Origin of the sequence: Streptomyces sp. NBC_01520 (assembly GCF_045040375.1) — a bacterium.
Lineage (GTDB): Bacteria > Actinomycetota > Actinomycetes > Streptomycetales > Streptomycetaceae > Streptomyces.
Map to the genome: position 1 here is coordinate 1,668,654 of NZ_CP109404.1, position 14,801 is coordinate 1,683,454.

General features: G+C 71.9%; 7 protein-coding genes and 1 pseudogene. 3 read left to right on the plus strand and 5 right to left on the minus strand.

Annotated elements, in window-relative coordinates; translation table 11 throughout:
* The first annotated feature begins 25 nt into the window (after positions 1-25).
* The gene (locus OG524_RS07605) at positions 26-1,057 is read left to right on the plus strand and encodes a lytic polysaccharide monooxygenase (RefSeq protein ID WP_405391706.1); all 1,032 of its coding nucleotides are present in this window, start codon (positions 26-28) and stop codon (positions 1,055-1,057) included.
* A 67-nt stretch (positions 1,058-1,124) separates the two neighbouring features.
* Here the strand turns inward: OG524_RS07605 and OG524_RS07610 are convergent, their stop codons facing one another.
* The 4 genes from OG524_RS07610 to OG524_RS07625 form a co-directional block, all read right to left on the minus strand.
* Positions 1,125-2,021: an esterase/lipase family protein gene (locus tag OG524_RS07610; RefSeq protein ID WP_405391705.1), complete on the minus strand. Its 897-nt coding sequence runs from the start codon at positions 2,019-2,021 to the stop codon at positions 1,125-1,127.
* A gap of 170 nt (positions 2,022-2,191) precedes the next feature.
* Positions 2,192-3,178 carry a DNA polymerase thumb domain-containing protein gene (locus tag OG524_RS07615; RefSeq protein ID WP_405809568.1) on the minus strand — a complete coding sequence of 329 codons (987 nt, stop codon included), beginning with the start codon at positions 3,176-3,178 and terminating at the stop codon, positions 2,192-2,194.
* The gene (locus OG524_RS07620) at positions 3,175-6,627 is read right to left on the minus strand and encodes a DNA polymerase III subunit alpha (RefSeq protein WP_405809570.1); all 3,453 of its coding nucleotides are present in this window, start codon (positions 6,625-6,627) and stop codon (positions 3,175-3,177) included. The genes OG524_RS07615 and OG524_RS07620 overlap by 4 nt, the downstream gene beginning before the upstream one ends.
* A gap of 570 nt (positions 6,628-7,197) precedes the next feature.
* On the minus strand, positions 7,198-9,300 hold the full coding sequence (locus OG524_RS07625; protein WP_405809571.1) for a hypothetical protein: 2,103 nt from the start codon (positions 9,298-9,300) through the stop codon (positions 7,198-7,200).
* A 148-nt stretch (positions 9,301-9,448) separates the two neighbouring features.
* On the opposite strand from OG524_RS07625, the pseudogene OG524_RS07630 reads away from it, so the two are divergent.
* Together OG524_RS07630 and OG524_RS07635 are read left to right on the plus strand one after the other, a co-directional pair.
* Positions 9,449-10,297, plus strand: a pseudogene (locus tag OG524_RS07630) (DUF3533 domain-containing protein); the annotation flags it as partial.
* Between the two features lie 261 nt (positions 10,298-10,558).
* Positions 10,559-11,029 (plus strand): hypothetical protein, encoded by a 471-nt coding sequence (locus OG524_RS07635; RefSeq protein ID WP_405391701.1) that lies wholly within the window; start codon positions 10,559-10,561, stop codon positions 11,027-11,029.
* A 154-nt stretch (positions 11,030-11,183) separates the two neighbouring features.
* Here the strand turns inward: OG524_RS07635 and OG524_RS07640 are convergent, their stop codons facing one another.
* A complete protein-coding gene (locus OG524_RS07640) occupies positions 11,184-14,702 on the minus strand; it encodes a HelD family protein (protein WP_405809573.1) in 3,519 nt (1,172 codons plus the stop codon).
* Positions 14,703-14,801 lie beyond the last annotated feature (99 nt).

Genomic DNA, 14,801 nt, shown 5'->3' on the forward strand with positions numbered 1-14,801 from the left:
TGTCCGTCGAAGGAGAACCGCCACCATGGCCGTCATCATGACCGCTCGCCGCAGGCTCGCCGGCAGCATCGTCGCGCTCGGCGTCGCGCCGCTCGCCCTGACCGGGCTGTCCGCCGCCCCGGCCGCCGCGCACGGTTCGCTGACCGACCCGGTGAGCCGGGTCTCGGCCTGTTTCGCCGAGGGTCCGGAGAGTCCGAAGTCCGCCGCGTGCCAGGCGGCGGTGGCGGCGGGCGGCACCCAGGCGCTGTACGACTGGAACGGTGTGAACATCGCCAACGCGGCCGGCAAGCACCGTGAGCTGATCCCGGACGGGAAGCTGTGCAGCGCGGGCAACGACAAGTTCAAGGGGCTCGACCTGCCGCGCGCCGACTGGCCGTCCAGTCGTATGGAGGCGGGCAGCCACACCTTCCGGTTCCGGGCGACCGCACCGCACAGGGGCTCGTTCGAGCTGTACCTCACCAAGGCCGGTTACGACCCGTCGCAGCCCCTGAAGTGGTCGGACCTCCAGGAGAAGCCGTTCGCCGAGGCCACCGACCCGAAGCTGGTGGACGGGTCGTACGTGTTCGACGGCACCGTCCCGCAGGCGTCGGGGCGGCAGTTGATCTACACCGTCTGGCAGCGGTCGGACTCCCCCGAGGCCTTCTACGCCTGCTCCGACGTGGTCTTCGGGGGTGAGGGAAGCGGCAGTGGTTCGGTCGCCGCGGTCCCCGCCCCGTCCGCGTCCGCCCCGTCCGAGCAGGACATCGGCAAGGGCTCCGACAAGTCGTCGGTCGAGCACGGCGGCCATGGTGACGACGACGCCTCCACCGGCGCGGAGGTCACCGAGGCGGCCCCGGCCGGCGGGGACGCGGCCGGTGAGGACACGGCGAACGCCCCCGGGCCGAACAGTGCCGCCGTGGCCCCGGCGGCAGCGGCGGACGAGACTCTCGCCGAGACCGGTGGCAACGGAAGCACCACGTACCTCGCGGTCGGCGGGGCCGCCGCGCTGGCCGTCGGCGCGAGCGCGCTGTTCGCCTCGGTCCGCCGCCGGGCGGTCACCGGCTCCCGCCGCGGCTGACCTCGGCCGGTCGTTCGTACACGATCACCGGTACCCCTGCGCGCCCGCGCAGGGGTACCGGCATGTCTCAGCCGATCACCGAGGCGCAGGTGGTCGGGGTGGCGTGCGCCGGGTCGAGGGCGTTCCCGACCTCGTGGAAGGCGATCCGGTCGATGGTCCCGATGGCGACGTGCTCGGACAGGTCGAGCGGGCACAGGTTCTGGAGCAGGACGTTGCGTACGTTCGGCCCGTCCAGGTACTGCGTGCGGTACGGGGTCACGACTTCGTCGTACTTGGTCGCGATGACGGTGTAGCGGACCCCGGGAACGGTGTCGCCGCCCGCGTTGAGCTTCGTGATGAAAGGGGATCCGGCGATCTGGTCGGCGAGGCCGGGGGTGTTCGTCGTGAGCAGGTCCTCGATGCCGGGGAAGTACGGCAGCAGCTCGGTGAGGCCCAGGAGCGTCGTGCCGTGGTTGTCGGGGGCGATCCCGATCAGGGCGTTCACCTTGTCGGCGCCGCCGAGGAACTTCAGGTAGTAGTGGGGCATCATGCCGCCCTGGGAGTGGCCGACGATGTCTGCCTTCGTGGTTCCGGTGGCGCCGAGCACCTTGTCGACGAACACGTCGAGCTGTTCGGCCGACTTGTCGATCGGGCCCAGGCCGTTGAAGAAGGGCACGCCCGGGAGCTGGCCGTAGTCGAGGGAGAAGACGCAGTAACCCTGGTTGACGAGGTATGGCGCGAGGACGAGCCAGTTGTCGATCGAGTTCCCGAAGGTTCCGTGGACCAGGACGACCGGGCGCGGGTGGGCTGCGGAGGGCTTGCAGGAGTAGTCGTTCCAGCCTCGGGACGACGCGGTGGCTTCCACGGTGGGGGTAGCTGCGGTCGCCGTCGCCGTGGGGGCGACGAGTGCGGCGACGGCGAGGAGCAGTGCGGCGAGTGTTCGGCGTGCGCGTGGGGTGCGCGAGGCACGGGTCCAGGGCAGCATCGTGTGATCTCCTTGCGGCTCAAGGGAGTTGCGATGGCGGTGCGCTCTGCGGTCCGGACCACAAGTTGAATTTCTGTGCGCTCATGCCAAATTACGCGCGAGTAAGGTAGCGCGGGAAGTTACGCGTCGGTAAAAACTGGGACGGCCTCACACGGGCCGCCGGTCCGCCGTCAGTCCGCCAGGGCCGCCGGGCGCACGGCCTTCGGCCCGAAGCGACGGCGGGCACGGTCCGAGGCCGCTTCGGCCGCACGGGCACGGGCGTCGCCGGGTTCCAGGGAGAGCTGACGGTAGGCACTCCCGGCCGGCAGCAGCTGGTCGGCGCGGACGGTGAAGGCCCGGACCCGCGCACGCTGCAGCCCCAGCGAGGCCAGCAGCCCCAGAGCCGCCGCGACGAGGACGGGTGAGTGGTCGGTGGGTTCCGGCAGCACGCGGTTACGTGTCGTGGAGCTGCGGTCGGCGTACCGCACGGTGAGGGTGAGCCTGCCGGCGGTCCGGCTCTCACCGCGCAGGCGCCGGCCGATCTGGTCGGCGAGCCCCAGGACCGCTCGGTGCTGCCGTTCCGGATCGAGGCAGTCCCGCTCCAGGACGAGGTCGGCGGTCATGTGCGCGACGGGCTCCGACGGGGTGACCGGGCGGGGGTCATGGCCGCGGGCGCGCTCGGTCAGCAGCCGGGCCGAGCCGGCTCCGAGAAGTCGCTGCAGGGTTGCCGCGGGTATGTCGGCGACCTGGCCGATGGTGTGCAGTCCGTACCTGTGGAGCGTTTCCGCTGTCGCGCGGCCGACCCCCGGCAGCGCGGTGACCGGGCGCGGATACAGCCACGTGGCGGCCTGCCCGTCACGGACCCAGGTGGTGTCACCCGGTGCGGAGGCGTCGGCCGCCATGGCGGCCAGCATGCGGTTGCTCGCGAGCCCGGCGCTGCTGTCGATGTCGTAGAGGGCCTTCAGCCTGAGCTTCGTCAACTGGACGACGTCGTAGGGAGACAGGTCGAAGTACCGGAGCGCCGAGGTCAGGTCGAGCTGGACCGCGTCGGGCGGGACGGCCTGGACGTACGGCGTCACACTGGACACCAGTTCGATTACGTCGTTGTACCGGGCCTCGCTCGGCAGGGCGTGCAGATGGAGGTGGGCGATGGAGGTGTGCCGCCGGCGCGTGGTCATCCCGCACTCCCGGGGCTGGTGTGGCCGAACTTCTTCAGGTCGGCCGAACGGGTGCCGGCGGGCTGCAGGTCCGCGTACGGGTGCAGTCGAGCGCCGGTGGTGCCGTTGGCCAGGGTCCGCCGCGGCTGTGCGGGGGTCGGGTGCGGACGGCCGGCACCGAGAAGCGCGAGTGCGGCCTCGGGGCCGTCGTCCCGGCGGGCGGCGGCGATCTCGTCCAGGTCCCAGGCCATGGTGCCGACGACGGTGCGGCGCGAGCCGCGCACCTGCACCGTGCCGCGGACCAGTAGGAGTCCGCTGTGGAAGACGGTGTGCGCGCAGGCGGGGTGGGAGTCCTCGAAGAACGCCAGATCGACCAGGCCCGAGCCGTCCTCCAGGGTGACGAAGATGATGCGCCTGCCGCTGGCGATCGGCGGGGTCTGGGTGGAGGCCCGCACTCCGGCGACCAGGACCTGCCGGCCGGCGCGCGCACCGGCCAGGTGGGCCGCGTCGGTCGCGCCGATCTCACGCAGAAGCCGGTGATGGTGCTCCATCAGGTGCTTGGACACGTCGATGCCGAGGGTGCCCAGCTCGGCACTCAGGGCCTCACGTCCGGTCATCTCCGGCAGACCGCTCGGCTCCGCCCCGCCGACGGCGTCCGCGTCGAGGGGCAGCTGACCCACGCCCGCGGACCGGGTGCGGGAGGCCCGGTGGAGTTCGGCGATCTGCAGGAGCAGGTCGCGTCGCGTGAGACGCCCGTCGTGGAGGGAGGCCAGGGCACCGATCTCCGCCAGACGTTCGGCGACCGGCCTGCTGGGGTGCGCCCGCTGCCAGAAGTCCGACAGCGATCCGTAGGGCTGGCCCGCCTCGATCCGGGCGCACTCGTCCTCGCTGATCCCGCGCACCGCGGACAGGGCGAGCCGCACGCCCCACTGTTCCCCGTCGGCCTTCTCCACGGTGTGCTTCACCTTCGAACGGTTGATGTCGACGGACAGGACGGGGACACCGCGGCGGCGGGCGTCGGCGACCAGGACGCGCTTGGGCCACATACCGGGATCGTGTTCGAGCAGACCTGCCAGCAGAAACGCCGGGTGATGCGCCTTGAGCCAGGCGCTCTGCAGGGCCGGTACGGCGAAGGCGACCGCGTGCGCCCGGCAGAATCCGTACGCGCCGAAGGCCTCGACGGTCGTCCACACCTCGTCCCGGACCTGTGCGCTGTAGCCGTTGGCGCGCGCCTTTTCGTGGAACCAGTCCTTGATCCTCGGCAGCCGGTTCCTGTCGCCGAGCGCCCGCCGGGCGATCTCGGCCAGTGCACGGTCGCAGCCGGTCAGTACGGACAGCGTCTCGATGATCTGCTCGTGCCAGATGGTCACCCCGTAGGTGTCGGCGAGCACCGGCTCCAGGTCCGGGTGGGCGTAGGACGGTGTGCCGCCGTGGCGGGCGGCGATGTACCGCTCGGGCATGCCGCCGGCGACCGGACCGGGACGGAAGAGGCTGATGTCGGCGATGACGTCCTGCGGGTCGCGCGGCTGCAGCCGGGACAGGAGGTCCTGCTGGCCGGGCGACTCCAGCTGGAACAGGCCCAGGGTCTGACTCTCCTGGATGAGTTTGAACGCGAAGACGTCGTCGAGCGGCACCTGCCGGGGGTCGTCCAGGTCGATACGGTCGCCGGTCGCCCGTTCGATCTCGGTGACCGCATGAGCCATCGAGGACAGCATCCGGACACCCAGGACGTCCAGCTTGATGTTGCCCAGAGCCTCGATCTCCTCCTTCGCCGCCATCGCCATGGGGTAGTCGCCCTGCGGAGTGGGCTGCACCGGCAACCGGTCCAGAAGGGTCGCGTCACTGATGACCACTCCGCAGGGGTGCATGGCCATGCCGTGGACCAGCGAGTCGAGGCCTTCGGCGAGCTCCCACAACGGTCCGTACCGGTGTGCCTCCGCCGCCAGCTGCCGCAGTTCCGGCAGCTCGCCGAGTGCACCGGTGATGTCCGAGGCCCGCAGGTGCGGGAAGCTCTTGGCGATCCGGTCGATGTCGGCGGGCGCGATCCCGAGGGCGAGGCCGGTGTCGCGCAGGGCACGGCGGGCCCGGTAGGTCTCGGGCATCGCGGTGACAGCTACCCGTTCCTTGCCGAAGCGTTCGAAGATCGTGTCGTAGCACTCCAGCCGCCTGGCGGACTCCACGTCGATGTCGATGTCGGGCAGCGACCTGCGGCGCACGCTGAGGAAGCGTTCGAACAGCAGGTGGTGGTCGAGCGGGTTGGCGATGGCGATGCCGAGGACGTGGCAGACCAGCGAGCCGGCACCCGAGCCCCGGGCCGCGACACGGATGCCCTTGGCCCGGATGTCGGCCACGACCTGTCCGACCGCGAGGAAGTACGGGTCGTAGCCGAGCCCGGAGATCACGGCGAGCTCTTCGTCCAGCCGGTCGAGCGCCGCGCGGTCGCGTTCGAGGCCCCTGCGGGCCATGCCGGCCTCGCACTGCTCACGCAGCAGGTGCGCGGCTCCTCCGGTCCCGGGGCCGGCGCCGAAGAGCGCGGGTTCCGGGAAGTGCGGTGTGCCCAGCCCGAGGTCCGCCCGTGGATCGACGGCGCACGCGGCCGCCGTGGCGGCGGTGTCCGCCATCAGGCGGCGCGCCCGCCGGACATCCGTTCCGGCGCAGTCGGAGATCATCCGCGCGACGGCTTCCATCGCCCGCCGGTCCTTGAGCCAGCGCTCTCCGGTGTCCAGGCGGCGCCGGTCGATCGGCCGCAGCAGTCTCGCGGCGTCCAGGACATCAGCGAGCCGGTGCTGATCGGGGTCGGCGTAGCGGACGGCGTTGGAGAGCACCGCGGTGGTACGGGTGCGGTCGGCCAGCGCCAGCGTCCGGGCGGCCAGCCGTAGCGACCCGGGCCCGATGCTGAAACGTTTCTGCGCAACAGCTTCCAGCCGGACTCCGCTCCCGAAGATCTCCAGCCAGGGTGCCAACAGCTTCATCGCGACGTCCTCGCGCCCCGCCGCCAGGGCCCGCACCGGCTCCGAGAGCGGTCCGAGCAGTACGGTCAGGCCGGGGCCGCCGTACTCGCGCAACGCCTCCCACGGCACCACCGGCGACGTACCGGACAGGGCGCCGGCATGGGCGGCCGACGTGATGCGGCACAGTCGCGCCCATCCCGCCCGGCTCTGCGCCAGCAGCACGAACCGCAGCGGCGGCTCGACAACGTGCGCGCCACCGCGCGCCGGGGTGCGGGGCCGTCGGCCGGGCGGCGGGGGCGCGAGGGCTTCCACCGCGAGGTCCACGCCGAAGACCGGCTGCACCCCGGATTCCGCACACGCCTGCGCGAACCGCACGGCACCGGTGACCGTGTCCCGGTCGGTGAGCGCGAGCGACGCCATGCCGCGCTCGGCCGCCCGCCGCACGAGCTGCTCGGGATGGGCGGCGCCGTAACGGACGGAGTAGCCGGACGCGACATGCAGATGCGCGAAGCCCGCCATGCCACACCTCCATCGCCCCATCCTTTTTCGGCCATACACCCAATATGTCCATCGTACGTCCGTTCGATTACTCTAACCCCATCCACCCCGGTCAGCGATCCGCATTCGAACATGAAATCGATTCCTTGATGGAGGAAGCGGTGGCCGGAACAGGTGTCTTCCCGTCACCTCACCAAGCGGGCACGGCGGTTGAGGGAATTCGCCATCAGGACGCTCGCCCGGCCACCGTTGTTCAGCGAATCGCAGTGGCTGAAGCGGCTGGAGAGGCTGGAGCGGAAACGGTCTGCAGCAGATCCGGCACTCACCGTGACGGATCGGGGCAGGACCGGCTTGACAGGGCAGGACAGGACAGGGCTCGGCGGGGCTCCCGCGCCCGGCCACGCGCGGGGAAGGTCTCCGTGACCACCGCGACCCGGCCACGCGCGGGGAAGGTCTCCGTGACCACGGCGTGCGTCCCGCACCGTCACCGATGCGCAAGCCGTACGCGCACCAGCGGGTCACCCCGTCCGGCTCCGTCCGGCTCCGTCCGGCTCCGTCCGGCTCATCCGTCGCCGGCCCGGAGGACACGTCTCAGCTGCCGGCGTGCCGGTCGATCCAGGCGAGGGCCGCCGTGCGTTCAGCGTCGGTCGGCGCGGGCTTCAGCTGGTCCGGGTGATGTATGAGGTAGTGCTCGCGGGCGGTCCGCAGGCCGATCGCGCGGGCTTCGCAGGAGAGGCCGGGGTGCTCGGCGACCTCCAGGGCGCGCTGCCACCAGCTCCGGCTGCGGAGGTCGACGGAGTAGTGCCACAGCGGCTGTCCGGGGTCGGCCACGCCGATCAGCACGCGGTGCAGGACATGGGCACGGATGCCCGGGGTTCCGAGCAGCCGGTCGGCGACGAGCAGCGGGTGCTCCCCGTCGAGGCGGGCCCGGAGCAGCACCCAGGTCATCAGCTGGCCCACGTCGTGGGCCGGGGAGGTGACGAAGTCCCACAGCTCGGCGGCCTTGGCCTCGTCGGGGGCGCCGAGGTGGGTGAGGAGCCGCAGCTCGTTCTTCCAGACGGGCCGGGCCCCGTTCCACCAGGAGGTCAGCTTTCCCGCGGCCGGATGGTCGAGGGCGAGGGCGAGGCAGGTCACGGTGACGAGCGGGTGACGCCATTCGGCGTACGTGGTCCGGTACTTCTTGGTGAGGTCCTTCAGCCTGCGCGGCAGCAGCGCATCGACATCGGACTCCGTGGCCAGGCCGTGGGCCAGGAGGAGTTCGAGGCAGAAACCGAGCCCTTGCAGACCGGTCTCCGGGTCGGCCACCCGGGCTCTCAGCCAGTGCGCGTCGGCGTCGGTGAGCGTCCGGTACCGGTGCCACACGTCGCACAGCCTGCCCTCGTAGGCGGTGAGATCGGGTCCGGTGCCGGCCAGGAGTTCACCCCGGGCCGCCTCGTAACGGTCCACGGCGGCCAGCACCTCGTCGGGTCCGGTACCGGGGAGCACGGTGCGACCGGGACGGAGCGCCTCCTGCCGCACGAGGTCCAGCTGGTCGCAGGCCGCGTCCGCGGCGAGAACGCGCAGGGAGCGCGGCAGCTGTTCGTCGGTGCTGAGACGGACCGCCGCCACGGCGGCGTAGGACTGACCGGCACGGTGGTCCGCCCCCGTCCATCGGCGCCAATCGCCTGTGACGGCTCCGATCAGCGCCTGGTACAGCCCGCGCAGTGAGGACTCCGGCAGGTCGTGCGCGGCCACTTCCGCCGCGAGGGCGGCAGCAGCCCGCACCGCGTCGGGTTCGCGGAGCGACCGGTGGAGCGTCAGCCAGGCGTGGACCGTGCCGCGGTCGCCGGTGAGCGCGATGTCCCGCACGACGGCCAGGCTCCGCTCGGACGGCACCCGGGAGAGGACGGCTGCTGTCGGGGGGCCGAGGTCGGCGACGATCTCCCACGCCTCGTCGAGGCCATGGCGCAGCAGCGCGTGGAGCAGCTCCCGCCAGGCACCCCACTCCGCGAGCCGCCCTTCGTACTCCTCCCGCCAGGCGCGCAGCAACCGCTCCGTCTCGTCGGACGTGAGCCCGTCCCGCCGCTCCAACGAGAGCGCGAAGCGGGTCGCGTCGGAGAGACCCAGAGGGCCCTGCAGCCGCTCGTGGAGCCACGCGGCTTCTACGGAGGACAGTGGCCGGTACCGGAGGAACGGACCCGTGCGGTCCACCGGTTCGTCGAGCACGTCGAGGAACTGGCGTACGCCGTCGGGGTCCGCGGGGTCGGGCAGGCCCGCGTCGTCCCGACGGGTGATCCGGTCCAGCCGGAAGGCGCCCTGCGGTCCGCCGTCGACGATCCGGAAGCCGGCAGGCCCCTCGCCGAGCCCGGCGGCGACGGCGGCATGGTCGCCGCCCCAGTGCAGCAGCAGCTCGCCCGTCAGGGCACCGGAGCGGTCGAAGGACCGCTGATGGGACTGCCGGTGCCAGTACGCGAAGGAGACGGCGCCGGTGAGCCCCCGTGCCGCGATGAGCTCGGCGGCGTCCTCGTGGCCGTCGGACTGGGTGTAGCGGCTGCGGTTCGGCGGCGGAAGCACGAGGAACCCGTCCCCGCCGAGCCCCTGCCACCATCGCGTGACCACGGAGAGGTCCGAACCCCTCCGCTGCGCGCGGCGACCGGTCGGGGCGGTGCCGAGGCTGTTCACGTGCTGCTCCCTGGGCTCTGCGGGATCCGTCACGGGCGGCTCTCCCGCCCGCAGAACACCCTGCCACAAGGGACTGACACCCCCGTTTTCGCCCGGTGTTCAACCGATCGGCGGGCGGGCGCGGCGGCCTCCCTGTCGCACTGCGCACCACGGCATCTACCTCCGGTCGGTGCGATGACCGCTGGGAGAGCTTCCCGGCGGCCCGCTGGACACGCGCGCGGTCGACAGCGCGGCCGAGGCACGCGAGCAGATCCTGAACCGTGACCTCGACGGCGCCCTGATCGTCAGCCCCGAGGGAACCGCCGGCACCCTGCTCGTCGCCTCCGGCGGCACCGCGCTGGTCAACTCCCTGTCCCAGATCATCACGAAGACGGAGGCGTCCCAGCAGCGCACGGTACGGACCGTGGACGTGGCCCCGGCGTCGGCTCAGGACTTCGACGGCCTCTCGTCGTTCTACCTGGTCGTGGGCTGGTGCGTCGGCGGCTACCTCTGCGCCTCGATCCTGGCCATCAGTGCGGGTTCCAGGCCCGCCAACCGGCAGCGCGCGCTGATCCGCACCGGTGTCATGGCTCTGTACTCGATCGCGGGCGGGATCGGTGGCTCGGTCATCGTCGGGCCGATCCTCGGCGCGCTGCCGGGCAGCGTGTGGGGACTGTCCGGACTGGGCGCCCTGGTCGTCTTCGCGGTCGGCATGATCACGCTCGCCCTGGAGGCGCTCACCGGCATCGTCGGTATCGGCCTGGCCGTGCTGATCGTCGTGATCGCGGGCAACCCGAGCGCCGGCGGCGCCTTCCCCCCGATGCTGCCGGACTTCTGGCGGGCGATCGGCCCCGCCCTGCCACCGGGTGCGGGTACCTGGGTGGCCCGCTCGATCGCGTACTTCAAGGGCAACGCGGTCACCGGATCGCTGCTGGTGCTCTCCGCCTGGGCGGTCGTCGGAACCGCCGTCACCCTGCTGTCCGCGATGCGGCGCAAGCCGGACGCTGCCACGGAAGCGGCGAAGGGCCACGGCGGCTCGAACCTCGCCTGAGGCGACGGCTCGTCACCCGCGGTTACCAGGGCGCCGGCCCTGCGATCCGTGTCCCGATCCGTGGCAAGCCCCTGCGCGGCTGGCGCCGACGTCACAACCGGGACCACACGAAGATCCGCAGCCTCGGTGAACGCGCCATGGCGATCCTCAAGTCCTGGCGGCTCCTGCGGAAGCTCCGCTGTAGCACCACCCGCATCACAGCCGTCGTCCGAGCCGTCGTCGCCCTCGAACTCGCCAACTGATCAAGATGGAAAAGGTTCAATGACCGAGAGGATGCAGGATTGGCTGAAAACGGGCGGGCCGGAAAGGTCGGCGCTCCCCCTACGCATGTGCTCCTACCGCCCGGAGAAGATCACCGGCGCACGTACGGTGAGCATTGATTTCGGGTGGCTGCCTCGCGATGCGGCGGGAACCAAAGCCGAAGCGCTTCCCGGGAAGGTCCACCACTTCACCATGAACGACGCGACCGTCCAAGCCAACGACATCATTTCGAAACTCACCGTGCCGTGCCGGATGCCGGGCGGCCTCGAGACGGCGTCGCAGAAGGTCCTGCTCCAGGGAGAAGCTTCCAACACCCTGCTCATGGGGACCGACGTCCAGCAGAAGACGATCGACCAGCAGGTCACCTTCCTCTACCTCATGACCCGCAGAGCCACCGAGGCACTCGACTGCGAGAACAACCCACTGGCGAAGAAACCCGTCGTCAAGCCGTCGCCCGCGCCCGCCGCTTGACAGCAGGAAGCCCGCCCGCCCCCGGTGGAGCGAGCGGGCCCACGTTCAGTTCGCTCGCAGATCACAGATCCGGCCCGGAGAACATGGAAGGTGCGATCCGCGTACGCCGAGTGAACGGCGCCTCCTGACGGGGGCTCCGCCGGCGGTCCCCCCGTCACCCCGGATGGCCGGCCCCCAGGAAGGCGCCGACATCCTCGCCGGCCCAGCTCTGCTGCGGAGTGCGCCACAGGACGTGGACGCCGAAGACCTCGTGGACCGTGGCGGCCGACCAGTCCTCCGCGGGAGGGCCGGCCAGGACGAGGCAGAGCCGGTCGGCCCCCACGGTCAGCGCATGGTTGATCTCACGGAGGCGGACCGCTCCCGACCGGAGGTCGGCGTACGTGGTGAGGCCCGCGGCGAGCACTTCGTAGAGCAGGTGCCCGTCATCGGTCACGCAGGCGACGTCGACGACCGCGTGTTCGGGCTCCGGCTGCCGGTCCGCCCGGAAGAGGGCCGCCTTCAGCTCGAAGCGCAGCGCCTCGTGGGTGTTGGAGGCGCGGTCCGCTGCCGCCGAGGCTTCCAGGTTCTGGAGGAGCCCCGCTGCGGGGGCGGCTGTCGTGGTGGTCATGGGTTCGGCTTCCTCGGGCTCGGACGGCGTGGGTGTTCCGGACGGCTCGGACAGCTCGGGCTCCGCGGACCAATGCTCCGGGCCTGCGGGGTCCTGTTCGTCCTCCGTCGCGGGGACGGCTGTGGCGCGGATGCGGGCCTCGATGGTCCGACGGGCCTCGGCCAGGTCCTCGGCCCAGCCGCTGCGCTCCAGTTCGGCCCGGAACCGGTCCAGGTCCGGCGTGCCGGAGGCCACGGCGCGGTTGGCGTCGGTGGCGAGGTCCCGCAGGGCGTTCAGCCGTGGCCGGTCGGGGGCACCGAGTACGCGCCAGACGTCCAGCCAGTCGTGCTGATCCAGGCGCAGGCAGCGGTTGGCCATGCCCTTGAGCTCCGAGAGCCGGGCACGGAAGTCGTCGGGGACACTCCCGTCGGCCAGTTCCCCGACGACGCCGAGCGCGGCCACGTACCGCGGGGCCATGGAGGGCGAGATGGGCCTGCGGCCACGCTCGTCGACGGTGACGAAGCTGACGCCGGAGACGTGGCGGAGCACCCAGGCGTCCAGTTCCGCACCCGCGGCGGGAGGCGTGGAGCCGTGGCGCACGGCCATGAGCAGGGAGCGGTCCGTGCGGGGCGAGATGGCCTCGACCCTGTAGTTACCGCCGGTGGTGTGTCCGACCACCCGGATCCTGATGTCCGTGCCGATCTCCGGGATGCTGCCTTCGGCCACCGGTACGGCAGAGACATCGGAACCGGCAAGATCGGCATCGGCATCGCTGCCGCGGTGCTGCTGTTCGGCCGGACCGTCGGCTTCCGTCAGAGCGTCAGGGAGCGGCGCGGTGTGCAGGACGGTCAGGCTCTGGGTGCTCCGGGTCAGCGCGATGTAGAGCTGGCGCAGCCCGGCCGGGCCGCGGTCGGCGATGGTGGCGGGCTCGACGACGAGGACGTGGTCGTACTCCATGCCCTTGGCCTGGCCGGCGGACAGGACGGACACCGCGTCCCGTTCCTGTTCCGTGATGCCGTCGGCGGCGTCCAGCTGCCGGCCGATCTCGTCGAGCCAGCCCGAGTCGTCGGGCACGATGACGGCCACGGAACGCAGCGTGCGTCCGTCGCTGCTGCCGACGAGGCGGACCGCCTGGGTGACGGTGTCGCCGAGCAGCTTCCACGGCTCGGTCGCGATCGTCCGTACGGCATCCGCACCGGCTTCCCGCACGGCACGCGGGTAGGGCAGCGAGGGCGCGACCGTGCGGGCCAGCGGGGCGACGAACTCCATGATCTCGGCGGGCACGCGATAGCTGGTGGTCAGTTCTTCGACGCGCCAGTCACCGTGGTCGGAGAGGAGCGTGCCCAGCCGGTCCCAGCCGGGGTACGGAAACGGGCCGGTGGCCTGGGCGAGGTCGCCCAGCACGGTCATCGAGCCGCCCCTGGCGACGCGGCGGCGCAGGGCGCGGGCCTGCATGGGGGTCAGGTCCTGGGCCTCGTCGACGACGATGTGGCCGTACCGCCGTGGCGTCTCGCCCGTGACCAGGTGGCGGAGTTCCTCCAGGCAGACCCGGTCGTCCAGGGTCCACGGCTCGTCCTCGGCCCTGTCGGCCCGAGGCCGGTGCAGCGCGGCCTGCTCGTCCTCGTCGAGGATGCCGTCGGCGCAGGACCGCAGCAGTTCGGGTGAGTCGTAGAGGCTGCGCAGGGCCTCCCGTTCACCCGGTGAGGGCCAGGCGCGGTCGAGGAGGCGCTCCACCTGGCGGTTGCGTTCCAGGCTGCGGCGGATCGTCCCGTCCGCCCCGCGGCGCGGGGCCAGGGTGACGAGTTCCCGCAGGAGCCGGTCGACGAGCAGGCTGCGGAAGCGGTCGCGGCGTTCACGGTGGGCGCCCTCGCCGCCGCGCGCCTCGTCGAAGAGCGCGTGGACCTCCGTGCGCGGAATGCGCAGGGTCGTACTGCCGGCGGTGACGGTGAAGGCGGGCTCGTCGCCCTCGTAGGAAGGCGCGGTGAGGAGTCCGTCGACGGCTTCCGGACGGCATTCCTGTTCCACGCGGCGGCGCAGGACGGCCGACATGCGTTCGCCGGACTTCACCAGCCGCACCTGCGGGGTGTCGTCGCCGAGTACGTCACCGTCCCACAGCCGGGAGAGCTGTACGGCGTTGACGTCACGGGTGCCGAGGGTGGGCAGGACCTGGCCGACGTAGTCGAGGAACCGCTGGTGCGGGCCGATGACGAGGATGTCCTGGGCCTTGAAGTGGTCGTTGTTGACGAGCCAGGTCACCCGGTGCAGACCGACGGCGGACTTGCCCGTGCCCGGCCCGCCCTGCACGACGAGGATGTCCGAGGGCGAGCCCGTGACCAGGTCCATCTGGTCGCGGCGGATGGTCTCGACGATGTCCCGCATGCGGCCGCTGCGGGAGCGCTGGAGCTCGCGGAGCAGGAAGTCGTCCGGCTCGAGGGGTTTGCGGCGCTGGAGCCGGGCGACGTCGGCGGGGGTACGGACCGGTGTGCGCGCCGGGTGCTCGGCGATGTCCGACGGCTCCGCCTCCGGGGCGTCGGTACCGGCGGGCTCGGGCGGCGCATCGGCGTCGTCCCCGGCCGGCCGGGGCGTCGGCACGGCCCCGAGCACGGGGAGGGCGGAGTCCGGGACGGGGTCCAGGACAGGGACGGCCGGGGCGATGTCGTCGAAGTAGTCCTCGACGACGTGCTGCACACAGCGCAGTTGGCGCCGCAGGGCGATGTCGCCGGGCGCGTGCGGCTGTGCCGCGAGCCACGCTGTCGCGACCTTGCTGGTCCACAGCACGACGACGGTGTCACGGGTACGGATGTCGGAGACGGCCCGCCGCCCGACGTACCAGGGCCGGGGCGCACCTCCTGGGTCGTCCGGCGCGTCGACCCGGGCGGTGACGAGCGATTCGCCACCGAGTCCGTCGTACGCCGCCGCCTTCGCCTCGGTGTCGAGGCGGTTGGCGATGCCGTCCTTGTTGCTGGCGGCGGCCGTGGCCGCCGACGTCCCGGTCATCTCGGCGAGCCGCTCGGCGTAGCAGTCGTACGCGCGGTCCACGGCCTTCTGCTCTTCGGCGATGACCTGGTCGCGTGTGGTGGTCCTCATCTGCTGTCCTCCCTGGCAACGCCCAGCGGAACGCCGCTACGGCATGCACCCGCACCGTCAGTTGGGCGGCCGGGGAGCTCACATGACTGCATGTCAGAC

Excerpts from the sequence above, each read along its gene's own strand:
- OG524_RS07605 (WP_405391706.1), top strand. The coding sequence starts at position 26 with ATGGCCGTCATCATGACCGCTCGCCGCAGGCTCGCCGGCAGCATCGTC.
- OG524_RS07610 (WP_405391705.1), bottom strand. The coding sequence starts at position 2,021 with ATGCTGCCCTGGACCCGTGCCTCGCGCACCCCACGCGCACGCCGAACA.
- OG524_RS07615 (WP_405809568.1), bottom strand. The coding sequence starts at position 3,178 with ATGACCACGCGCCGGCGGCACACCTCCATCGCCCACCTCCATCTGCAC.
- OG524_RS07620 (WP_405809570.1), bottom strand. The coding sequence starts at position 6,627 with ATGGCGGGCTTCGCGCATCTGCATGTCGCGTCCGGCTACTCCGTCCGT.
- OG524_RS07635 (WP_405391701.1), top strand. The coding sequence starts at position 10,559 with ATGACCGAGAGGATGCAGGATTGGCTGAAAACGGGCGGGCCGGAAAGG.
- OG524_RS07640 (WP_405809573.1), bottom strand. The coding sequence starts at position 14,702 with ATGAGGACCACCACACGCGACCAGGTCATCGCCGAAGAGCAGAAGGCC.